General features: G+C 36.8%; 12 protein-coding genes. 11 read left to right on the forward strand and 1 reads right to left on the reverse strand.

Going from position 1 to position 24,879, the window contains the following annotated elements:
* Positions 1 to 39: 39 nt before the first annotated feature.
* The 11 genes from BW932_RS00295 (at position 40) to BW932_RS00350 (ending at position 21,656) form a co-directional block, all read left to right on the forward strand.
* Entirely contained in the window at positions 40 to 2,325 is a 2,286-nt protein-coding gene (locus BW932_RS00295) for an NADP-dependent malic enzyme (RefSeq protein ID WP_076384218.1), read from the forward strand.
* Between the two features lie 326 nt (positions 2,326 to 2,651).
* A complete protein-coding gene (gene ruvA / locus BW932_RS00300; RefSeq protein ID WP_076384220.1) occupies positions 2,652 to 3,236 on the forward strand; it encodes a Holliday junction branch migration protein RuvA in 585 nt (194 codons plus the stop codon).
* Positions 3,237 to 3,239: 3 nt separating this feature from the next.
* Positions 3,240 to 10,310 (forward strand): T9SS outer membrane translocon Sov/SprA, encoded by a 7,071-nt coding sequence (gene sov, locus BW932_RS00305; protein ID WP_084566400.1) that lies wholly within the window; start codon positions 3,240 to 3,242, stop codon positions 10,308 to 10,310.
* A gap of 107 nt (positions 10,311 to 10,417) precedes the next feature.
* Positions 10,418 to 11,083: a GTP cyclohydrolase I FolE gene (gene folE, locus BW932_RS00310; protein ID WP_076384222.1), complete on the forward strand. Its 666-nt coding sequence runs from the start codon at positions 10,418 to 10,420 to the stop codon at positions 11,081 to 11,083.
* A 19-nt stretch (positions 11,084 to 11,102) separates the two neighbouring features.
* Complete coding sequence (gene cysS, locus BW932_RS00315; RefSeq protein ID WP_076384224.1) at positions 11,103 to 12,569, forward strand: cysteine--tRNA ligase; 1,467 nt, start codon at positions 11,103 to 11,105, stop codon at positions 12,567 to 12,569.
* 284 nt (positions 12,570 to 12,853) lie between these two features.
* Entirely contained in the window at positions 12,854 to 15,475 is a 2,622-nt protein-coding gene (locus BW932_RS00320; protein ID WP_245820611.1) for a 4-alpha-glucanotransferase, read from the forward strand.
* A gap of 237 nt (positions 15,476 to 15,712) precedes the next feature.
* The gene (locus tag BW932_RS00330; protein ID WP_076384230.1) at positions 15,713 to 16,651 is read left to right on the forward strand and encodes a hypothetical protein; all 939 of its coding nucleotides are present in this window, start codon (positions 15,713 to 15,715) and stop codon (positions 16,649 to 16,651) included.
* Positions 16,652 to 16,807: 156 nt separating this feature from the next.
* A complete protein-coding gene (locus tag BW932_RS00335) occupies positions 16,808 to 17,230 on the forward strand; it encodes a hypothetical protein (protein WP_076384232.1) in 423 nt (140 codons plus the stop codon).
* 97 nt (positions 17,231 to 17,327) lie between these two features.
* Positions 17,328 to 17,837 (forward strand): ferritin, encoded by a 510-nt coding sequence (locus tag BW932_RS00340; RefSeq protein WP_076384234.1) that lies wholly within the window; start codon positions 17,328 to 17,330, stop codon positions 17,835 to 17,837.
* A 4-nt stretch (positions 17,838 to 17,841) separates the two neighbouring features.
* Positions 17,842 to 19,728, forward strand: a complete 1,887-nt coding sequence (locus tag BW932_RS00345; RefSeq protein ID WP_076384236.1) for a DUF3857 domain-containing protein — start codon at positions 17,842 to 17,844, stop codon at positions 19,726 to 19,728.
* Positions 19,728 to 21,656, forward strand: a complete 1,929-nt coding sequence (locus BW932_RS00350; protein ID WP_076384238.1) for a DUF3857 domain-containing protein — start codon at positions 19,728 to 19,730, stop codon at positions 21,654 to 21,656. The genes BW932_RS00345 and BW932_RS00350 overlap by 1 nt, the downstream gene beginning before the upstream one ends.
* 55 nt (positions 21,657 to 21,711) lie before the next feature.
* Here the strand turns inward: BW932_RS00350 and BW932_RS00355 are convergent, their stop codons facing one another.
* Positions 21,712 to 24,873: a UvrD-helicase domain-containing protein gene (locus tag BW932_RS00355; protein ID WP_076384240.1), complete on the reverse strand. Its 3,162-nt coding sequence runs from the start codon at positions 24,871 to 24,873 to the stop codon at positions 21,712 to 21,714.
* Positions 24,874 to 24,879 lie beyond the last annotated feature (6 nt).

The following is a 24,879-nucleotide window of genomic DNA, read 5'->3' on the forward strand; positions in this document are numbered from 1 at the left end:
ATCAATATTACATTTGCGTTTGCAAAAAAAAAGAAAAACATGTCAAACAAAACGAACAGAGACGAGAAAAATTTTAAAGAAGCAGTTCTCGATTATCATAGAAGTGAGCCGAAAGGAAAGATAGAAGTAGTCCCTTCAAAACCTCACTCTTCGCAGCGGGATCTTTCGATCGCCTATTCACCAGGTGTTGCGATTCCTTGTTTAGAAATTGAAAGAGATCCCAAATTAGCTTACGAATACACCGGAAAAGGAAATTTAGTTGCCGTAATTTCTAATGGAACCGCAGTTTTAGGATTAGGAAATATCGGTGCTGAAGCTTCCAAACCAGTAATGGAAGGAAAAGGATTACTCTTCAAAATTTTTGCAGATATTAATGTTTTTGATATTGAGATTAATGAAACGGATCCCGATAAATTTGTTGAAATTGTAAAAGGAATTGCACCGACTTTTGGTGGGATCAACTTAGAAGATATCAAAGCGCCGGAAGCTTTCTATATCGAAAAACGACTCAAGGAAGAACTCAATATCCCGTTGATGCACGACGATCAACACGGAACTGCAATTATTTCTGCCGCAGCTTTAATTAATGCTTTAGAGATTGCAAATAAAAAAATCGAAGCCGTGAAAGTAGTTGTCAATGGAGCCGGAGCTGCAGCAATCGCCTGTACCAAACTCTATTTGGAATTGGGACTTAGAAAAGAAAACGTTTTAATGTGTGATTCAAAAGGAATCATCAATCATAAAAGAGAAAACCTGACCCCAGAAAAATTAGATTTTGTAGCCGAAACCGAGATGCAAACTTTGGCAGAAGCGCTGCAAGGTGCCGATGTTTTTATCGGACTTTCCAAAGCTGATGTGATGACGCCAGAAATGCTTTTGAGCATGGCCGATAATCCAATTGTTTTCGGTTTGGCAAATCCAAACCCAGAAATCGAATATGATTTAGCGATGGAAACCCGTAAAGATACCATTATGGCAACCGGAAGAAGCGATTATCCTAATCAGGTTAATAACGTTCTAGGATTTCCGTATATTTTCCGTGGCGCCCTCGATGTTCAGGCGACTGGGATTAATGAAGAAATGAAATTAGCCGCAGTAAAAGCCATTGCTGATCTTGCCAAAGAACCCGTACCAGAAGCAGTAATTCTTGCTTATAACTTAAAAGGATTAAATTTCAGCAGAGAATATTTTATACCGAAACCTTTCGATAACCGATTAATTACACGAGTTTCTAAAGCTGTTGCCAAAGCTGCAATGGATAGTGGAATCGCAGGAAAACCGATCGAAAATTTTGAGGATTACGAAAATGCCTTACTCGACAGAATGGGGCGCGACGAGAAACTCATCCGCATGATGCAAAACAGAGCGCGTTCTAATCCGAAAAGAGTTACACTCGGAAATGCCGAAGAATACAATGTTTTGAAAGCTGCTCAGATTCTATACGAAGAAGGAATTGCACAACCTATTTTGTTAGGGGAGAAAAAATTTGTGCTGGAACAGATGAAAAAATTCGGAATTGAAATCGATGTTCCGATTGTTGATCCTATGGACGATGATCAGGAAGAAAACCGAATTAAATACCGCGAAACCCTTTGGAAACTACGCCAAAGGAAAGGGATGAATGAATATAAAGCCAAAAGATATGTTCGTCAAAGAGATTATTTCGGTCCATTGATGCTTCGTCACGGTGATACTGATGCTTTGATCGTTGGGTTTTCGAAAAATTATTCATCCACGCTGAAACCGATTTTAAAGATAATCGAAAAAGAAAAAGGAGTCGATAAAATTGCGTCGATGATGATGATTATGACGGAGAAAAGACCGCTGTTTTTCGCAGATACTTCTATTAATCAAAGTCCGAGTTCCGAAGATCTGGTGAATATCGCAAAAATGGCAGAAATTACCGTGAAAACTTTTGCGATCGAACCACGAATTGCGATGTTGTCTTTTGAAAATTTTTCAGGTATTTCAGAGACCTCCAAAAAAGTAGCGAAAGCCGTTTCAATACTTCATGAGAAATTTCCGAATATGATTGTCGATGGTGAAATTCAGCCCGATTTTGCCTTAAACGCAGATCATCTTTCTGATTATCCGTTTTCAAAACTGGGAACAACTCCTGCGAATGTTTTTGTATTTCCAAACTTAGAAAGTGCGAATGTTTCCTATAAAATCATCCGCGGATTGAAAGTGGCGCAAGTAGTAGGTCCTATTTTAATGGGCTTGAATCAACCGGTTCACGTTTTGCAAATGCGCGCAAGTGTAGATGAAATTGTGAATTTGGCTACGATCGCAGTTTTGGATGCGCAGCGAAGAGAGAAAGTATAGTTTCCCTAGATGAGGTGCGATTAAAACTCATGATCATTGGTGATAAAGTTCCTTTTATAAAGTACAGCGGGCTTTCTATGATCTTCTAAAAAGTTACAATATAAAGGCTTTTTGGGAAAGTAAGCACACAAAAAGATTAGATCGGCGAAGGTTGATCGATGAGAAATTTTTTAAATGATCAATCGCAATAAACCATGGTTTTTTTAATATAATAGTAAGCAATTCCACGCATCAATTTCAAAATAAATAGTAAGCAGTTTAGTCATCTAAACTGCTTTTTTTATAAATTTTAAAAATCTTATATTTGAAACTTTTAGAAAAACACTATGATTTACTCTCTCAAAGGAATTGTTCAGGAACTGAACCCAACTTCCATGGTTCTCGATGTTAATGGAGTCGGTTATTATGTGGGCGTAAGTCTGCAAACTTCCGGGAAATTAGAAACCGGAAAACCTACCTTCCTGCATATTCAGCAAATTATTCGAGAAGACGCTCACTTGCTTTTTGGTTTTAACACAATTTTAGAAAAAGAACTCTTTAATCTGTTAATAAGTGTTAATGGAGTAGGTCCTGTTTCAGCTCTTATTATGCTCTCTTCATTAAGCTTAGAAGAGATATCATCAGCAATCCTTTCCAACAACAGTTTGCTGCTGCAAAAAGTGAAGGGAATCGGAACCAAAACCGCTGAAAGAGTGATTGTTGATTTGCGGGATAAAGTCCAAAAATTCAAAGATTCTGATGAAAATATTTCTACATTTGCAAATAATAAAATTAAAGAAGAATCGTTATCAGCATTAGAGGTTTTGGGCATACCCAAAAAAATGAGCGAGAAAATTGCAGACCGCATTTTAAAGCAAAATCCTGATTTTTCAGTTGAACAATTGGTGAAGCAAATCTTAAAAAACATTTAACATTTGAAGAAGAATAATTTTTTTCAGCATACATTCTTAGTTTTTATATTCCTTTGTTTTTCGTCTGCAAGTGTATTTGCACAGGTGAAACCACAGGACAGTTCTACGGTTCGGCAAGATTTTTCCCTGCCCAATCCTTTACGTTATGACGCATTTTATGATGTTTCCAGCGGAATGTATTTTCTCTATCCCAAAATCGGGAATATGGTAGTCGGAAATCCTGTTTCCATGACTTCTGCCGAATATCATCAATATATGCTGAATAATCAGCTGAAGGAATACTACAATGAAAAATCGGCGACCAATAATTTGGGTTACCGAAAAGATCAATCCGATGCACTCAAAAAAGGATTACTGCCGAGTTTTAAAATAAAAAATAGGCTCTTCGAAGAAATTTTTGGAGGAAATAAAATTGAAATCATTCCACAAGGATTTGCCTCTTTTGATCTCGGCGGACTCTACCAAAAGATCGATAATCCCTTAATTTTACCCCAGAACAGAACCAGTTTCGCCATCGACATCCAACAGAGAATCCAGCTTGGATTAACAGGGAAAGTGGGCGAAAATCTTCAGCTTAAAGCCAATTATGATACCCAGAGTGGATTTGCATTTGAGAATAGAATGAATCTGGTTTGGCAAGCAAAAGGAACCTGGAAGGATTTACAGTCCAAAGGTTTAAACGATAAAACTACAGGTGGCGAAGATAAAATCATCAAAAGAATTGAATTTGGAAACGTGAATATGCCACTTTCTACCAGTTTAATTCGGGGTTCAGAATCATTGTTCGGTTTAAAAACAGAATTTCAACTCGGGAAAACTACTGGAACATTAGTCTTTTCCCAACAACAGGGAGAATCCAGAAACATCGTCGCACAAGGTGGTGGTGTGATGAATACCTTTAAATTGAATGCGATCGACTATGAAGACAATCAGCATTATTATATCGGGCATTATTTCTTAGATAATTATGATACCGCTTTGTTGAATTATCCTCAAATCAATTCAAGAATCAGTATTACCAGAATTGAAGCGTGGGTTTTGGATCAAGGCTCCGGAAATCTTCAGGATCAAAAAGGAATTTTAGGAATACGTGATCTAGGAGAAGGGATTTCAGGATTTCCCGATAATTCCCAGAATGCCCTTTATCCTCAAATTGCAGGTTTAGGAACCGGAATTAGAGACGTGAATACCGCTTACAACACCATCAACGGGAAATCTTTTCCCAATGCCAACGGAACTCCGGTCACTTATACCGATGGTGAAGAATTTATTTTTAACAGAAAAGCCAGGAAATTAAATCAAAACGAATTTACCTTTCATCCGCAATTGGGTTATATTTCCCTGAATCAACGGTTGAATGACAACCAGCTTTTGTCGGTTGCCTATACGTATACTTTGAATGGAGACAGCAAAGTATATAAAGTCGGGGAATTTTCGGAAGAAAGCCCGGTTCTTATCACGAAGATGTTAAAATCTAATACCAAAACTACGACCACGACTCCAATGTGGGATTTGATGATGAAGAATATTTATTCTTTGAATTCTAATCAAATTAATAATGATGGTTTCTTACTGAACGTTTTTTTAAGAGATCCAACAAGTGGTAAAGTCAATTATTTACCAAATACCGCGGTTCAGGACACGAATTTGTTGAAATTATTCAACTGGGATCGGTTGAATATGAATAACGATTTACAGCAAAATGGAAATGTGACCGGAGACGGGATTTTCGATTTTGTACCTGGAATAACGATTAATCCACAGGACGGAAAAGTAATTTTCACGAAGGCGAAACCTTTTGGCGCTTATCTTCAAAGTGTTTTAGGGAGCAGTGATCCGAAATATGTTTTTAATGATTTATACGATAAATTCAAAAATGTAGCTTCCGAAAACCGATTGGCTTTAGCATACACGCTAGAAGGTCGATTTAAAGGTTCGCAAGGAACCGGAATTTCTTTAGGGGCAATCAATGTTCCTCAAGGTTCGGTAAAAGTTACTGCAAATGGAGTTCAGCTGCAGGAAGGAATCGACTATACGGTAGATTATATGCTCGGAACGGTCAATATCATTAATGAAACCGTAAAACAATCTGGTCAAGCAATTAATATTTCCTTAGAAAATCAGCTGACTTTTAATACCCAAAGAAAAAGATTTTTAGGATTAAATCTAGAAAGAAAGTTCAATGAACATCTAACAATAGGAGGAACGGTGGTGAATTATTCCGAAACTCCTTTAACGCAAAAAGTAAATTTCGGGCAAGAAGCAGTGAACAACACGATGGCTGGTTTCAATATTTTATATAATAACGAATTGCCTTTCCTGACGAGATTAACCGATAAAATTCCTTTCATCAATACTGAAGCTCCTTCAAACTTAAGTTTTGCGGCAGAAGGAGCCTATTTAATTCCGGGACAAAATCAAGGAACTGGAGACCAATCTTATATTGATGATTTTGAACAGACGACTTCTAAAATTTCCTTGAAGGAACCAGCATTGTGGAGCTTGGCTTCAAAACCGGAGAAAAACCCAAATGAACCTTATTTCGCCAATGGACCTTTAAACGATGATCTCGCTCACGGAAACGGAAGAGGTTTGTTAACTTGGTACAATATAGATCCACGATTCTACGGAATTGGCGGTTCAGCTCCTGGCGGAATTAATGCACAAGCACTTTCTAATCATGCTTCGCGACGAGTTCAAACGAAAGAATTATACAATTCCAGAGATTTTGTTGCCGGAGAACAGTTGTATACCAATACTTTTGACCTCAGTTATTTTCCAAATGAAAGAGGACCATATAACGTGAATCCAAATGCGGAAACCACTCAGCAAAGATGGGCGGGTTTAATGCGACCGATTTCTGTCTCCAATTTCGTGAATTCAAATATTGAATATGTTGAATTCTGGATGATGGATCCTTACGCAGACGGAAATCCTTTAGGCGCAAATCCTAAATTATTACTTCAGTTAGGAAACGTCTCCGAAGATGTTTTGAAAGATGGAAAATTATTGTACGAAAACGGATTGCCTACTCCAAATGTTCCTGCAAATACCACATCAACGAAATGGGGAACTCAACCGAACCAGTTCCCAATTCTCTATGCGTTCTCCACCGAAAATGAAGAAAGAACCGCGCAAGATTTAGGTTATGACGGTCTTGAAGCTCAAGGTGAAGCTGCGAAATTCGGAAGCAATTTCGTGAATCCTGTCACCAAAGTTGCCGATCCTGCTTCTGATGATTTCCTATTTTATCTCTCTGATAAATTTCAGGGAGCGCAAGCTTCTTCGTTAACAGAGCGCTACAAATATTTCCGTGGTCCCGAAGGTAATTCCCAAAGCAATACTTTAGAAGTTTCTACCCAAACACCGGATGCAGAAGATGTAAACAGAGATTATAACTTAGATCAAAGCGAAAATTATAACCAATACACCATCAATTTAGATAAATCAAGCCTTGCAGTTGGACAGAAATTTATTGTTGATGAAAAAACGGTGGAGGTGAAATTCCAGAACGGACAAAGCGGAAGTAACAAATGGTACTTGTTCCGTGTTCCCGTGCAGCAATTTGATAAAGACCCGACTTCTGGTGGATCAAAAGATCCTTCAATTTTAAATAATGTTCGGTTCGCAAGAATGCTTTTAACAGGTTTCGATCAAGCATCAACAATTCGATTCGGAACGTTGGATTTGGTAAGAAGCGACTGGCGAAAATATACCAAAGATATTGCTACAACAACTACAGATACGGAAGGAGTAAATCCTGTGGACAATGAAAAAGTTGATGTAGGAAGTGTGAACTTAGAAGAAAACGGATTAAGCCAACCTCCTTACGTACTTCCTCCAGGAATCGACAGACAGGTTCTCAGCGGAAATTCGGGTGCTCAAAGACAAAATGAAGCTTCACTTTATATGAAAACGCAGCCAATTGCCTTGAAAACTACAAAAGGAGTATTCAAAAATGTAGCTTTGGATATGCGTCGTTATAAAAAATTAGAACTTTTTGTCCATGCAGAAGATTTACGAAACCCGACTTCTACCGTCTATGATAAAGATGCGACTTTCTTCATCCGTTTCGGAAGCGATGCTACAGATAACTACTACGAATATGAAGCGGCTCTGAAATACACGGCAACCAACGCGCGGTCACCATTAGAAATTTGGCCGTCGGAGAATACTGTGAACCTGGAAATTCAAAATTTTGTAGATGCTAAGTTAAGACGCGATCAAAATCCAAACAATAAAATTGATGACCGTACAGAAGACTTTGATTATGGCGCAATCGATCCCCATAAAAAAATATTCATCAAAGGTCGCCCTAGTTTAGGCAACGTATCCACCATTATGTTGGGAGTTCGAAATAGATCAGTCACCGATTCGAAAGACCTGGTTCTTTGGGTCAATGAAATCCGTCTTTCTGAAATTGAAAATAAAGGCGGTTACGCAGGAAATGCAAGTGTGAATTTCAACCTCGGTGATTTCGCTTTGGTGAACGCAAATGCCTCTGTTTCGAGTATTGGATTTGGGGGAATCACAGAGAAACCTGCAGAAAGAGCGCAGTCTGCACGATCTGCCTTCAGTATCAACACCACCGTAAACGTCGATAAATTTTTACCTGAAAAAGTGGGAATGAAAATTCCGGTGAATTATTCTTACACGCAAACCATCGAAGATCCGAAATATAATCCTTTGGATAATGATGTAACTTTTGACCAGGCTCCAAATAAAGAGGAACTGAAAAAAGTCGCAAGAACCTACACGCAACAGCGAAGTATAGGAGTTGTGAACATGCGTAAAGAAAGAATGAATCCGAACAAAAAACCGAAATTCTATGATGTAGAAAACCTTTCAGTAACGACCATCTACAACGATGATTTCTTCAGAGATGTTTATACGAAGAAAAATTACCGTCAGTATTTGAAAGGATATATTGATTACAATTATTCCTTCAAGCCGTTTGTTCTAAGACCTTTCAATAAAATTGTGAGCGATACTGCCAAATCTTACAAATACCTAAGATGGCTGAAAGAAGTAAATATCAATCCTGTTCCAACAAGATTATCTTTCCGTACAGAAATCGACCGTAATTACAACGAACTCGAATTTAGAAATATCGAAGCCATTCTTAGTGGAAATGCAGGTCAGGATTTTGATGTCATCAAAAACAGAAACTTCTTTTTCGGGTGGCAATATGGGATTGGATTTAATTTTACCAAATCGTTAAAACTCGAAATTAATTCTGCAATGCGGACGTTGAACGATAATTTGAATGTGTACGAAATGAACACCAATTCAATTTTCGCCAATCCTTTCCGTGCAGGAAGACCTGTTTTATACAACCACAAAGTACAGCTGAATTACAAATTCCCGTTTGAATATTTACCGTATCTCGACTTTGTGAATGCAGAACTTGGCTACGGATTTACCTATAATTGGAATGCGAGAAGTACCGTGTTGACCAACTTTATAAATCCTGTGACTCAACGTGCGGAAAGTCTTGGAAGCATCGGTCAAAACACCAATAATATTGTCGCAACTGCCGCAGTTGATGTGCCGAAATTCTTCAGTAAATTTAAGTATTTTCAAAAAATCAATACCACGATGCAGAAACGCAAACAGGAAATTGATTCCCTCAACAATGTTTATAATTTGGTGTGGCAGAAAAAGGGCAAAAAGAAAGGTTTCAAAAGTTATAAATTCAAAAATAAGTTGAATCCTTTCCAGGGAATTGCGTACGCTTTAACTTCTATCAAACAAGTTGATTTGTCTTATAATGAAAATAACGGAACGGTACTCCCTGGTTTGCTTTCTGCACCAAACTGGTATGGTTACGGTCAAACATTAGGAGGACCTACTGTTGGTTTCCTTCTAGGATCACAAGCAGATTTCAGAAGAACCATTATCGAAAACGGTTGGATTTCTGATTCTCCGTACATGAATGACCCTTATTCGCAAATGAAAAATCAAAATTTCATAGCCAATGTTCAGGTTGCACCAGTGAATGATTTCCGTATCGACTTTAATTTTCTGAAAAATTTCAACAGCAACTTCATTCAGGGTGGTTATAATGTGGATGCAGATCCTAATAGAGATGGATTCCAAAACTCTTTCGGTACCGATATGATCAGCTACTCCAAAACCACGTGGACCTTTAATACCGCTTTTAGAGATGGAAAAAGCATTTACGATACGATGTATGAAAATGCGAAACAAATTTTCATACAATCAGGTGGTGTTTATAATCAGACCGATTTTGCCAAAGGTCGTGGTTTAGCAGATGCTTATGTTTTAATTCCTGCATTTCAGGCGGCTGTAGAAGGACGATCTGTAAATGGCAGACTTTCCGATCCGAAGAAATCAGGATTCCCTCTTCCAAACTGGAGAGTGACTTATTCTGGGCTGAAAAACATTCCGTTGATCAACAGTCAGTTTTCTAAATTTGATATTCTTCACGGTTATACTTCCACTTTCACGGCAACTGGAATCCAGTCGAGTGTTGATTTTTATAACCAACAAAATAATTCAACTGCACCGAAAATTGATGCTTTTGGGAATCAGTTTAATCCATACACTTTTTCTCAGGTTGGTTACGTGGAAGCTTTTGCGCCGCTGATCGGAGCAGATGTTACCATGAGAAATAACATGCAGTTCCGCGCGCAGTACAACCGCGACCGATTGTTTATGCTCGGTTTGGTCAATCAAACTTTGACTGAAGACGCCGGTAACGAGTACATTGTAGGTTTTGGATATATTCTTAAAGATCTCAAAATGAAAATGAATTTCAAAGGAAAATCCAGAACCATTAAAAGTGATTTGAATCTGCGTGGTGATTTCTCTCTCAGAGACAGCCAGACCAGAATCACCAATATTTTACAAAATGATTCCCAAATTACAGGAGGTCAAAGAGTGATGAGCTTTAAATTTTCTGCAGATTACAATATGTCGCAAAACTTTAACATAAGATTCTTTTACGATCAGTTGTTAACCAAATACAAAATTTCTACAGCATTCCCACTTTCTACGATCAGAGCGGGATTAACTGCGACATTTACCTTCTCCGGAAGTGGCGGATTCTAAAATTGAATCGAATTTGTTTCCCTTAAAATCCCTCACTTTTGGCGAGGGATTTTTGGTGACGGAAATAGAAATTAAATCCTTAATTTTGCTTACCAGTAAATAACGATATGAGTAAAAATTTCGACAACGACGATGATCTGTTCACCGGAAAAGGATTTACACCTTTGCGAGATGACGCTTTTGAAAAATCACCAGAAGAAAAAATCGAGATTATCCAAAAGCATTTCCATCAAATTATGGAAACTTTAGGAATGGATATGACCGATGACTCCCTGAAAGATTCCCCGAAACGTGTTGCGAAAATGTATGTGAATGAAATTTTTGGCGGTCTTCTGCCAGAAAATAATCCACGCATTTCTACCTTTTCAAATAAATACAAATACCGCCAAATGCTGGTGGAAAAAGACATTACCGTTTATTCATTTTGCGAACATCATTTTCTCCCGATTATTGGTAGAGCGCATGTTGCTTATATTTCTAATGGTGAAGTAATTGGCCTTTCGAAAATAAACAGAGTTGTAGATTATTACGCGAAACGACCACAGGTTCAGGAGCGTTTGACGATGCAGATTGTGGAGGCTTTGAAAGTAGCATTGGGAACCAAAGATGTTGCCTGTATCATTGAAGCCAAACATTTATGCGTGAACTGTCGCGGCATCAAAGACACCGCTAGTTCAACTACAACTGCGGAACTTAGTGGGCTTTTCAGAACCAATTCGATTACCAGACAAGAATTCCTTCATTATGTCGGTAATCGCTCCAATTTGGAGTAATTTCAAACTTAATATAAAAATGAATTTAACAATATACAATTCCCTTTCCGGCGAAAAAGAAATCTTTAAATCAATACACGAAAAGAGTGTTGGAATGTACGTTTGTGGACCGACCGTTTACAGCAATGTGCATTTGGGAAATGTGCGCACCTTCATGTCTTTCGATTTTATTTACCGCTCGCTCGTTCATTTGGGTTACAAAGTGCGGTACGTGAGAAATATTACAGATGCAGGACATTTAACCGATGATGGCGATGTTGACAATGACCGTTTTGTGAAACAATCACGGCTGGAAAAACTGGAGCCAATGGAAATTGTTCAGAAATATACCGTCGATTTTCACCGGGTTTTAGAGTTGTTTAATTTTCTTCCCCCTACGATCGAACCTACCGCAACCGGACATATTTTGGAACAGATCGAACTGACTCAGAAATTAATCGACAAAGGTTTTGCTTATGAGAGTAATAAATCCGTCTATTTCGATGTTGTAGAATACAATAAACGAGGCCTTAATTACGGCGAGCTTTCCCGCAGAAATATCGAAGAACTTTTCGCCAATACCCGTGATTTAGATGGACAGTCGGAGAAGAAAAATCCTCAAGATTTTGCGCTCTGGAAGGCGGCTTCTCCTGCTCATATTATGCGTTGGAATTCTCCTTGGGGTGAAGGTTTTCCCGGATGGCATTTGGAATGTACGGCAATGTCAACGAAGTATTTAGGTGAAAAATTCGATATTCACGGCGGTGGAATGGATCTGAAATTCCCACACCATGAATGTGAAGTTGCACAGGGAAAAGCCTGCAACGGAACGGAACCTGTAAATTACTGGATGCACGCGAATATGTTGACCATGAACGGACAACGGATGAGTAAATCGACCGGAAACTATATTTTACCCATGGAACTGGTTTCGGGAAGTAATAATTTTTTCGAGAAAGCTTTTCATCCTACGGTCGTGCGTTTTAATTTTATGCAAGCACATTACCGCAGTGTTTTAGATATCTCAAATGAGGCAATGGTCGCGAGTGAAAAAGGATTCCAGCGTTTGATGGAAGCGATGAAAGTTCTTTCGAATGCCACATTTCCGAATGCTTCACTTTCAACTTTTGATTTAAAGGCTTGGAAAGAAAAATGCTACGCTGCCTTAACCGATGATTTTAATTCGCCAATTTTAATTGCCCATCTTTTCGAAGCGGTAAATTTTATCTTTAAATTAAAGGATGGAAAAGAAAGTATTTCTGAAATCGACTTACAGGATTTAAAAAGTTTGATGAACAATTTTATATTTGATATTCTAGGTTTGCAGAATATTGAAGAGAATAATAATGCAAAACTCGATCAGACCTTACAGGTTTTAATCGACTTAAGAAACCAAGCTAGAAAATCTAAAAATTTCGAGCTTTCCGACCAGATTCGCGACCGTTTGCTCGCAGAAGGAATTGAATTGAAAGATGGCCGTGAAGGAACAAGTTATTCGATTTCTTAGACCATCAATTGTTTTGTGGCGGCTTAGAATGTAATCCCTACTTATAAACCAACCTCTCTTAAATGTAATTTAGGAGAGGTTTTTTATTTATTCTAAATATTAATTTCAAAGAATTGATGATTTTGCTCATGCATTTAATTCTTCTTCGCAAGGTTCTGTAAATCAACATCTAAACTCTTAAAAAATAATTGTAAAAAATATAATTTTCCGCCTTTTTTTTCCTAAATTGCAATTTCAAATGACAAGCTATGAAATTGTATTTTAGAGTTAATTTCAAAACTAAAATGGGAGAAAAACTCCAGCTTTTGGTAATGGAAGAAGGAGGTGAAGTTAGGAATCACTTTTTAAATTATAACGAGAACGGAAACTGGGACGCAGAAGTAGATTATTTCTCCAAAGCAATTTCGTATAAATATCAATTGGTTAATGATGGTGGGACTGTTTTAGATGAAGAGTTTTCTCTTCACGAACTGAATTTCCCGCACAACTATCAAGAATTTATCATTTTCGATGTTTGGAACAACAAGAATTTCCCCGAAAATTATCTCAATAATAAAATTCTTAAAAATAAATTAAGCGGCTTCCAGAACGAAAAAATTTCAGTCTTGAAAAAGCATACGCATTTGTTTCGTTTGGAAGCTCCGATTTATCATCCGAACTGGAAAATCGTGTTGCTCGGAAATAATGACGCGCTCGGAAATTGGGGATATTTGAAAGCTGTACCGATGTTGCAAACCGACTTTGGGATTTGGGAAGTTGCGTTGGAATTGCCAACGGAACAACTTATTCAGTATAAATACGGTTTGTTGAATACCGATTCTGGTCAGGTTTTCGATATTGAATACGGTGACAATCGCTGGGCTTTACCCAATGCAGAAAAAAATATTTTGCAGATAAAAGCCGATCATTTTTTCAAATTTAAAGCTTTTGAAATGTACCACGCAGCCGGTGTTGCAGTTCCGGTTTTTGCATTGAAATCTGAAAATGGTTTCGGTGTAGGAGAATTTCCAGATTTGAAAATTTTAGCAGATTGGGCGAAAAAAACGAATCTTTCTATTTTGCAGATTTTACCAATTAATGATACCACTGCAAATTATACGTGGACCGATTCATATCCCTACGCAGCAATTTCTGTTTATGCGCTTCATCCTCAATATTTGTCCATTGAAAAACTGGATTTTTCTTTACCGGATAATTTAGTTAAGGAATACAATGCACTAAAAGCAAAACTCAATGCTTTACCGCTCATCGATTACGAGCAAATGATTTCTGGGAAATGGAACTATGTAAAAGCTGTTTTTGAACTTAACAAAGATAAAATTCTAAAAGACCGTAGTTTCAAGAAATTTATCAAAGATAATGAAGAATGGCTTCTGCCTTATTCCGCTTTTTGCGTACAGCGCGATAAGTATAAAACGCCCAATTTCAACGACTGGAAAACGCATAAAAAATATATTGCCGGAAAGATCGCACCGTTTTTTACTGCGAAAAGCAAAGATTTTGATACGACAATGCTGCATTCTTGGGTTCAGTATCAACTTCATCTTCAGTTAAAAGATGCAATCGATTATACGCACGGTTTAGGAGTTTCTGTTAAAGGAGATTTGCCTATCGGAATTTATAGATATTCTGTTGAAGCCTGGACAGAACCCGAATTGTTTGGTATGAATTTCCAAGCCGGAGCACCACCTGATCAATTTACAGATCTCGGACAAAACTGGGAATTCCCAACTTATAATTGGGAAGCGATGAAAGAAGATGGTTACCGTTGGTGGAAAAACCGTTTCAAAGCTTTGGAGCAATATTTTGATGCGATGAGAATTGACCATATTCTGGGATTTTTTAGAATTTGGAGAATGCCGATGAGTGCGACGCAAGGAATTTTGGGTTATTTTTATCCTGCAGTTCCTGTGAAAATGGAAGAGTTTCAAGCTAGGAATATTCCTTTCAATGAAGACCGTTATTGCAAACCTTTTATCAACGATCAGATTCTTTGGGATTACTTTGGTGACGAAAGAGATGCGATTCATAACCAGTTTATGAATAATCATTTTAATGGAACCTATACTTTTAAAGAAGAATTTAATACCCAAAGAAAATTATCAGATTACTTTAAAGAAAATCCTCAAGGTTGGGCAGAAAGTAAATTAATTTCACTTTGTGCAAATGTGCTTTTCTTGCCTGAAGAAACAAGAGATGGTGCGGTGGTTTATCATCCACGGTTCAATATCAACAAGACAAAATCTTACCAATATTTATCAGATAGAGAGAAAAATGCAATTGATGATCTGTATGTAGATTACTTTTTCAAAAGACAAGATGGACTTTGGTACCAAAAAGCCATGGAAACGCTTCCTGTTATTTTGAACTCGACCGACATGCTAATTTGTGGCGAAGATTTAGGATTAGTTCCAGATTCTGTACCACAAGTTATGGATCGATTGGCGATTACTGCGCTGAAAGTGCAGAGAATGCCTTCTGAAAATATTGCATGGTATAATCCGAAAAATGCTGGTTATATGAATGTAGTGACTGCAAGTTCGCACGATAGTTCTACCCTAAGACAATGGTGGCATGAAGACCGAATTTTCACCCAAGAATATTTTAACAAGCAATTGGGGCAATCTGGAACTGCACCTTGGAATTTAGAGCCGCAACTCGCGGAAATCATTATGAAGCAACATCTTTATAATGATGCAATGTTAGCTATTTTCCCACTTCAAGAATTTTTGGCAACTGATCAAGAATTAGCACATCCAAATCCAGATGAAGAACGAATCAATAATCCAGCTGTATTCCCTCATTACTGGAGATACAGAATGCATTTGAATGTAGAAGATCTGTTGAAAAAAGATGATTTTAACAACAAAATTAGCGCATGGGTTAAAGATTCGAACAGAATATAGAAAAATAAGATATTTGCAAATTGTAGCAGCTGCGTTTAACTTATTTTTAATAATTGGTTTTCAAGTGTTTACGGTTTTAGGAAGGGAATTTAAAACTTTGGTTTTAACTTCCCTTTTTTATTGGCATCAAAGAAGTGAAGTTCGGGTTTAAATCCCTTGTATTAAAGGTTTTAAGTTCGATTCTTGGCATGATTTTGTAAGAAGAACGTATCAATAACTAAAACAAACGGCAAAAAAATGAAAAAAATATTTTATGGAATTTCGGTGCTTTTATCAGCATTAATTTCCGCGCAATATTATCCGGATCCTTATCCGACCAGTTCAAACAACACGAATAATACCTATTATAGCAACGAAGAAGATGCCATGTATTTTCCGGATGATTATTACTATGAATATCCCTCGGATTATTATACCGATGATTTTTATCAAAGTTCTTATAATGATTATCGGCAAAGTATTTATGAGGTGAACTGGAACCGTTTTTTTGCAAGACACCGATTGTCACCGTGGCAAATTGAGCAAATCATGATGTTGAATGATCGCTATGCTTCATACAGTGCATGGAATTCTTATTACAGATACAATCCCGACAGATGGTATTACGATCGTTTTTATGCTTTGCAAAATATTATGGGTCCACGAATTTTTGTGATTTTTCAAAATAATTATTACCAAGGTTATAACCCGGTTGTTTATTACCAGAATTACAGGAGACAACATTATGTAACCAATATATATGTGGTTCCAAGATATCGAAATATCAATATCAACCGATACAGGATTGATCGGGAGCAATACCAACAAAACAATCCTAGACATGAAATGGGATTTAGAGATTCCACCAGAAACAACGACGGAAACTGGCAAAATAACTCGTACGACGGCGGTTTTAGAAACGATGCCAATAGAAATAGCGACGGTTTTAGAAATAATCCAAATGATGCTGTGAAAAATATCCGACAACGTGATAACGGAGGATTTAGAAATAACAACGGTACAAAGTCGCAACCAGTGGCTCCACGAAATAATGGAGGATTTCGATCAAACGATTCCGGTTCTGGTTTGAGAAATAAAGGCGGAGATAGAAAAGTCGAAATGAATTCTGAACTGAAAAAACAAGCTCCACCAATGAGAACTTCTAACAGTTCAGGACTTCGATTTACAGGAAGATAGTTCTATTAATATCGGTCTGAATTCTTTTTCTGATTGGTCTGCAAGATTGAATAAATTTTATTTAAAATTTAAATTAACAAAAATTTATGATTCAGATATTTAACTTCAGTACAATATATTTATCAAAACATCAAATAAAAATAAAATAGTAAAACAATGAAAAAAGTATTTTTAAGCGCGGCGTTCGTAGCGATAGGAACATTTGCAATGGCTCAACAAAACAGCCAAATGAAAGACATGAAAATGAAAGATCCAGCAAAAATGGAACAGAGAAGAGCAGATCACATGGAAAAAATGCAATCTGAACTGAATCTTTCAACTGCACAAGTTGCTCAGATTAAAGCTTTGCAGGATAAAAAAATGGCAGAAAGAAAAGCAAATGCTCCACAAATGCAGGCAGAAAGAAAGGCGAAAATGGAACAGATGAAAGCCAAAAATGAGCAGTGGAATGCTGAGATGAAACAAATTTTGACTCCTGACCAATACACCAAATGGCAATCTAAAAAGCAGGAAAAAATGCAAGACAGAAAAGAAAAAATGATGAAGAGAGGGATGCATGATATGCCTGCAAAAAACTAATTTATATTTTTAATTTTTTTTATAGAAGCGGAAAATTTTTTCCGCTTTTTTCTTGTTCACCCCTCTTGAAATCTATATATTTGGTAAAAAGGAAAATATGATATCAAATGAAATAGCGAACTTGATCAATCAGCAAATTGCGAAAGAGCAATATGCCGCACAGTATTATTTATCAATGTCTGCCTGGTTTTATGCAAAGGATTTAGATGGTATTGCCAATTATTTTAGAATTCAGAGCAAAGAAGAATTAATGCACGCCGACAAAATGTTTGATTACTTAAACGATGTAGGTGCAGAAATCAGAATGGGCGCCATCGAACAACCTCCTTATGAATTTGAAAATGCCACGGATATTTTCGAAAAAGCTTTGGATCACGAAAAGTTGGTAACGAAAAGTATTTTTAATATTATGAAAAATGCCAATATTGAAGGCGATTTTGCCACCATTTCTTTCCTTCAGTGGTTTGTAAATGAGCAGGTTGAAGAAGAAGCAAATGCATCACAACTCGTTACCAAAATAAAAATGGTTTGCGAAAATCCTTCCGCACTTTATCTTTTCGATCAGGAATTGAGTCAGCGCGTTTTTGTTTCAGACTCTGGAAATTAAATGTATGAAAAAGCTTTACCTCTTCCTTTTTTCAGTTTTCGCTAGTTTCAGCTTTGCTCAGGACTATAATGTTTCCTCCATTCCCGAACATCTTGTGAAAAATGCGCAGGCGGTCATCAGAGATTGGTCAGAAGATTACAGTCTGAAATCGGTGAGTGATATGACGGTTAAAAGAACCTATGTTTCGACCATCATGAACGCCGCAGGTGAGGATTATTCCAGGATTTATATTCCATACAACCCAACAACCAGAGTTAGTGGTATTAAAGTTGAAATGTTCGACGCTTCAGGCAAAATAATCAAAACTTTTTCTAAAAAAGACTTTGCCGATTATACCAACAATCCAAGTGCAGGTTTATATGTAGATGACAGGATTCTTGTATTGCAACCGGTTACAACACAATATCCTTTCACGCTAAAATTATCTTACGAAACCAGCACTTCCAATACCATTAATTTAAGAAGTTTTTCCCCAATTTCTACCTATAATGTTTCTTTGGAAAAGAGCAGTTTTGTTATCACCAACAATTCGGGAATCCCGATTCGAACCAAAATCAATGATAAACCGATTGGTAAAGTTTCAGAAATTAAAGAAGGAAACATCTGGAGGTACTCTTATCAAAATATTCCTGCTATTAAACAAGAAGATTTAGCACCAAGCTTAGAATACTTATTGCCCGATGTTCAATTTTCTCCCGAGAAATTTACACTTGAAGGAAAACAAGGCGATATGACCGACTGGAATACTTTCGGTAAATGGTATTATCAGCAATTAATTTCACCGGTTTCCACCATTACACCAGAAATATCTGCAGAGATTTCTGCTTTAAATCTAAAAGGAACAACTGCCGAAAAAGTAAAAACCATTTATCAATACATGCAAAATAAAACGCGCTATGTTCTGATATCAATGGGAATTGGCGGTTGGAAACCCATGCCGGCTTCGGAAGTGAGTAAAAAAGGATATGGTGATTGCAAAGCTTTAACCAATTATATGCGAACTTTGCTTACAGCTGCAGGAATTCCTTCCTATTATGCGATAATTTATAATGATGATTCGGTAATTAATTTTGATAAAGATTTCCCGAAATTGGACGGAAATCACGTTATTTTAATGGTTCCGACAGAAAAAAACGACATTTGGTTAGAAAACACTTCACAAAGAGTTGCTTTTAATCATCTCTCTTATTCTTCACACAACAGAAATGTTTTGGCGGTAAATGAAAATGGAATACAAATTATCGATACTCCCGTTTATCAACCTGAAGAAAGTAAGGAAAAATTAATTGGAAAAATTCAAATTGCAGAAGATGGCAGCATTTCTTCCGAAGCTCATTTTGAGTTTTCAGGAGGACAGTATGACAGTAGTCTAAGACTTTTCAGTTTGAAAAATGATGAAATGATTGATGCCCTAAAAAACAGACATTATAATTTAAAGATTGATCAACTTGCCATTAATAATTTAAAAAATGACCGAGATCTGGCAAAAATTAATTACGATCTGAATTTGAAGGCCAATTCCTTTTCCAAAAAATTAGGAAACGATATGTTTTTTCCTGTGATGCCTTACTACCAAGCGACTACTTTTTCTATGAATGATGATAGAGTTTTGCCTTTTGAAACTTCTTTTCCTTTTCAGGATGATTATGAACTGGAGTACAGCATTCCTGCAGGCTACAAATTTACAGAAGTTCCTGCACCGGCTAATTTTTCTACAGATTTCGGTTCTTACACGATCAGCTTTAGTTTAAAAGACAATAAGCTTTCTGTACATCGAATCTTAACCATCAAAAAAGGAATTTATCCTAAAGAAAAATTCAAAGAGTATGTCGCTTTCAGAAAAAAAACAGCGAGTAATGATAATACCAAAATCTTAATTTCTAAATTATAATGAAAAAAAATCTATTCTTTTTGTCTCTCTTTTTATTTGGTTTCGTTTCTTCGCAACACAAATTTTTAGAAATCCCGAAAATTTCCGATGATGATTTGAAAAGCACCAAATCAGCGAAATATCCCGATGCACCCGCAGAAGTTCTGTTTCGATCAATTCATTTCAGAATTGATTATGACGGTTTTCTGTACAAAGATGTTGTGGATCGCGTGAAAATTTATAATAAAGATAATGCCGCGGATTATTTAGATTTTAAAATTTCCCAGTACGAAGATAACAGAGGCAGCCGCGAAACACTGAGCAATTTAAAAGCCTACACCTACAACTGGGAAAACGGTAAAAAAGTAGAAGCCAAAGTTGAACGTAACGAAAAATACAAGTCTAAAGAAGATAAAAATTACATCGTTACCAAATTTGCTTTTCCTAATGTGAAAGATGGCTCGATTGTAGAGTATTCTTACTTGCTTTATACGCCTTTTATCGGATCTACTCCACGAGTTATGATCGAAGATGAAATTCCTGTAAGATATGTTGAATATGTTTTCGATAGTCCGAAACCGATTGGGTATAACATTAATTACAAAGGAGATTTATTGCCCACTTTTCGGGAAATGGAAGAGAAAAAAATCTATGGAGGTGATTACCAACTCTATCGTTTTGGGTACGAAAACGTTCCGCCTTACAAAGAAGAAAAATATGTCCTGAACAGTGATAATTATAAAACAGGGATCAAATCTGAGCTTAACTCGATTATGCGCGGCACTGAACTGAAATCCTACGCTTTGACCTGGAAAGACATCAGCAAAAGATTATATGACCACGACGATTTTGGGAGCGAACTAAAAAAGCAGAATTTGGTAAAAGATCTGCTTCCTGCTGAAATAAAAGAAATGCCCTCGAAAACGGACAAAGCTCGTGCAATTTTGAAATATGTTCAAAAAAATTATACCTGGAATAAAGAAGATGAAGTAGTGACAGACAAAGGAATCCGCAATTTACTTTCCACTAAAATTGGGAATACCGCAGAAATTAACCTCTTGTTGATAATGTTGCTAAGAAGTGCAGATATCGATGCAAATCCCATTGTTTTGGCAACCGTAAAAAAAGGAATGTTAACGGGTTATTTGCCTTCATTGGCGCAGTTGAATTTTGTCCTTGCTTCTTATATCGAAGACAACAAATTTGTGCTTTTAGATGCAACTTCCAAGCAAAGTGATCTAAATATGATTTCGCCGCGTGCCTTGAATTATTACGGGTATTATATGACCAAAGATGATGCAAAACAAATCAATATCTTGTTTCCGGAAGTGAGCAAAACCCTTCTTACCGTAAATGCTACAATGAATCCTGACGGAACTTTCGAAGGTAATTTTTCAGACCGTGATACCAAACTTTACGCAATGATGGTCAACGAAAGATTTACAGAAGATCAAGAAAAATTCGCCAAAAGTTACAAAGACGACTACAAATTCGCGATCTCTAATTTGAAACATGGAGTTCAGGATAACAATGATTTTGAAACGAGTTTCGACTTTAATGCAGATACTTTTACCGATGTTTTAGGAAACAAGTTGGTTTTTAATCCTCTTTTGTTTTTGTACTCGCAGAAACATAATTTTGATCAGGAAGAAAAGCGTAAAGCACCACTTGAATTTTACTCCGCTTCCGACAGGATCAAAAAAGTTACGGTGACCATTCCCGATAATTATACCTTCGAAAATGTACCAAAATCCAAAAAATTCCGCACCGAAGACAATGCATTGCAATACATTTATCTCGTGACGCAGGAAGGAAACAAACTTACGATAGAAACAACAGTGATGATCGATGATGCTGTTTTTCCGGTTGAATATTATCCGGCTTTCAAGCAAATCTTTGATAATATTACCAAGATGGAAGCTCAAGTAGTCACTGCCGTGAAGAAATAAAATTTAAAGAATTACTAGCTAAATCCTGTCGCCAATTGTGGTGACAGGATTTTTTTTACCCATAAATGATTTTGGTTTCAATCACTTTTTTACCCAATTTTTCGAGCACCGCTTGATATTCTTCAATTTGTAATTGATGTTTTTCTTTAAAGTCTCCGGTCTTAAAATCGAGGATAATAAACCCATTCCCAGTATCAATCATTCGGTCAGGACGATACATTTTAGAATCCCCATTTTCCGTGATCATAATGTCTCTTTCGTTGATAACCACTTGATTGTCAATAAAATATTTCGAGTATTCGGGATTTTTAATAAAACCGTAAAGCCGTTCCTGAATTTCAGATTTTTCATCTTCCGTGATCGTTCCTTCCAAAAGATAAGATTGTAAAGTTTTTTCGATGTCTTTTTCCGTGTTAATGCGCGCTAAAATTTCATGCGTGAAAATCCCAATCCTCACTTTTTCTACGCGGTTCTGATAACTTTTGGATGGAGTCGCAATTTTTATCGCTTCCAAATCTGCTCTTTTTTCTGTTTTAAATTGAATAGGTTTGGTCATCAATTCCGAAGTTTTATCCGTGGTTTGCTTCTTTAGATCTTCCTCCGAAAATTTATACAGGTCAAAAGAAGATAATTCTTCACCCGCTTCATCTCTTGGGATTTTAGGTTCCAAAAATTCATAAATTTCCAGATGATTGGCTGTTTTATTTGGCTTTTGAATGTAGAAAAAAAGTTGTTCCACCGCTCTTGTCGTTGCAACATACTGCAAACAGAAACGGTCGATTTTATTTTGATAAGCATTTTCCTGATTGAATTGCTCCATTTCAGCATCATAAACTTCAAGCTCTTTTGCGAAGGCATTTACATTGACTGCAGACAATCCGTTTTCAGCTTCAATTTCGAGCCAGTTTGTGAATTTGCCGTCTTTGTTGGAGTTTTCCATCGGTAAAAAGACAACAGGAAATTCTAAACCTTTTGCTTTGTGAATCGTCATCAATTTGATGGCATCTAAATTATCTGAAGCCTGAATCGTCTTCATATGGCCTTCTTCATCCCAAAACCGAAGAAAATCTTTCAGCGTAGAACCCGCATTTTGGCAATAAGCGTAAAGCATTTCCAGGTAATTGAAAAGGAAATCGGTTTCCTTACTTTCCACCGAAAATTCCTGCAAATAATTTTCGATGAAATTATAGAGGTTCAGTTGAAGCAAATGTTTGTTTTTTAACTGAATACCGTATTTTTTTTCAATAAATACTTCCATTTCAGATTTGTTCTCGAGTTGCAACATTTCCAACATTTCTGCCGTGAAATCCTCGATTTTTATTCTTCCCAAAACATTCAAATAGTACAGCATTTTTACGGCAAACTGATAGTTTTTGGGGTTCTGTTCCCAACGTAAAAATTCGGTAAGCGCTTTTAAAGTTGAAGACAAATTTAAAGTTAAACCAGAATCAGAAATGGTTTTTATAAATTCTTCTTTCCCATGGTAATTAATTTTCAAACTTCCGAGCAATTGCGAGAAACTGAAAATATCGAAATTCCCACGACAAAGAATGGTAATATCAGAAAGGCTGAAACCGCGATCAACACTACTTTGAATGTCGGTTTTCATCTGTTGTGCAACTTCTTCATAAAAAACACTTTTCGTGGTATTTTCTATTAAATTTACACGAACGCAACCTTCCAATTTCGATTTTGGGATTTGCTGAGAGTCGGGTCCGAAAATTTTCTGATGTTCTACTTGCGTAAAATTGGCGAAAAATTGATACAGTTCGTTATTGAAATTGACGATATTTTTTGCACTTCGCCAGTTACTTTCCAGATTTTCGAGTTCGGCAAGAACCAATGATTCTTCTTTGTGATTAATGATATCCAGCATGAGTTTAGAATCACCACCTCGGAACCTATAAATACTCTGTTTGGGATCTCCTACCAAAGTAAAACTCATATCGCTTGATGAAACCGCGTGATCTCTTAACGGAATTAAATTTTGCCACTGCAGAAAAGAAGTGTCCTGAAATTCATCGAAAAAATAATGGGAAAACTTAGTTCCTACTTTTTCATAAATAAATGATGACGGTTCATTGCGCAGGTTTTCATGAATCAGAATATTAAATTTAGAGAGCAAAACCAAATCGTTTTCAGCCTCGATTTCTGCGAGTTTATCCTGAATGTCTTTGTTGACTTTTAATGGCAAAATAGCGTTAAGAATTTTCTCTTTTTTTTGCGTGAGAATATAATTAATGATGATTTTTTGTCTGCTTTCCATTAAAAAATCGAGGATTTCCAGGATTTCACTTTCCCGATTTTTACCCGTGGAGGATGCTCCGGCAAGAAATTTATTTTTAGCGGTTTCTTCATTGCCCGGAAAAGGAAAATCTTTTCGTTCAGAGCGGTAATATTTCAAGGATTCAGTGAAAAATTTGGCGATACTATTGCTGTTTCCACCTGCGAAATCACCGACTTGAAGGTTTTTTTCAACCATTAAATCAATAGAAGTTTGCAACAATTCGATATTTTCCTTTTTTAGATTTTTCAGATCTTCCCGAAGTTTTGTTTTTGATTTCTCATACACTTCCCAATCAAAATCTTTGTTTTCATGCAGTCGGAAATAATGTTTGTCTTGCACATATTCTTTTGCAGAATCGTATAAAGTTTTGTTGAGGTTGAAGCGGTCGTTATTATCTAAACTGTAATTAACAAAATCCATAAAAGCTCCGGAAACATCGTTCTCTTCTCCGATATCTTCCAGCATTTTATCGACGGCTTCCATGAGAAAAGGTTCCGGATTGATTTCCAGATTAAAGTTCTGCGCCAAACCCAATTCATAAGAAAAGCTTCGAACCAATCTTGCATTAAATTTATCGATCGTTCCAATATTTAAAGTAGAGTAGTGGTGAAGTACGTAATCCAGAATCTTTTTTGAACGCTCATGCAAATCATTTAGCGCAATGTTATACCCTTGGTTTTTAAGTTTAATTTGAACGTTGACTAAATCCTGATTCGTTGTAAAAGAATCTGCAGAAAAATCTTTTAACCACTCGATGATGCGGTGTTTCATTTCGTTCGCCGCTTTATTGGTGAAGGTAAGCGCCAATATATTTCGGATTTTATCCGGTTGCGATGGATGTTTCAAACAGATGGCTAGAAGGTTCTGAACCAGAGCGTAGGTTTTTCCAGAACCTGCGGAAGCGTTGATAACGGTATAGTTTTTTTGCATCTTCAA

Source organism: Kaistella chaponensis (assembly GCF_900156725.1).
GTDB classification, from domain to species: domain Bacteria; phylum Bacteroidota; class Bacteroidia; order Flavobacteriales; family Weeksellaceae; genus Kaistella; species Kaistella chaponensis.

Coding starts and splice junctions, on each gene's coding strand:
- BW932_RS00295 (WP_076384218.1), top strand. CDS start 40: ATGTCAAACAAAACGAACAGAGACGAGAAAAATTTTAAAGAAGCAGTT.
- BW932_RS00340 (WP_076384234.1), top strand. CDS start 17,328: ATGATATCAAATGAAATAGCGAACTTGATCAATCAGCAAATTGCGAAA.
- ruvA (WP_076384220.1), top strand. CDS start 2,652: ATGATTTACTCTCTCAAAGGAATTGTTCAGGAACTGAACCCAACTTCC.
- BW932_RS00345 (WP_076384236.1), top strand. CDS start 17,842: ATGAAAAAGCTTTACCTCTTCCTTTTTTCAGTTTTCGCTAGTTTCAGC.
- BW932_RS00350 (WP_076384238.1), top strand. CDS start 19,728: ATGAAAAAAAATCTATTCTTTTTGTCTCTCTTTTTATTTGGTTTCGTT.
- BW932_RS00330 (WP_076384230.1), top strand. CDS start 15,713: ATGAAAAAAATATTTTATGGAATTTCGGTGCTTTTATCAGCATTAATT.
- BW932_RS00320 (WP_245820611.1), top strand. CDS start 12,854: ATGGGAGAAAAACTCCAGCTTTTGGTAATGGAAGAAGGAGGTGAAGTT.
- cysS (WP_076384224.1), top strand. CDS start 11,103: ATGAATTTAACAATATACAATTCCCTTTCCGGCGAAAAAGAAATCTTT.
- BW932_RS00335 (WP_076384232.1), top strand. CDS start 16,808: ATGAAAAAAGTATTTTTAAGCGCGGCGTTCGTAGCGATAGGAACATTT.
- folE (WP_076384222.1), top strand. CDS start 10,418: ATGAGTAAAAATTTCGACAACGACGATGATCTGTTCACCGGAAAAGGA.
- BW932_RS00355 (WP_076384240.1), bottom strand. CDS start 24,873: ATGCAAAAAAACTATACCGTTATCAACGCTTCCGCAGGTTCTGGAAAA.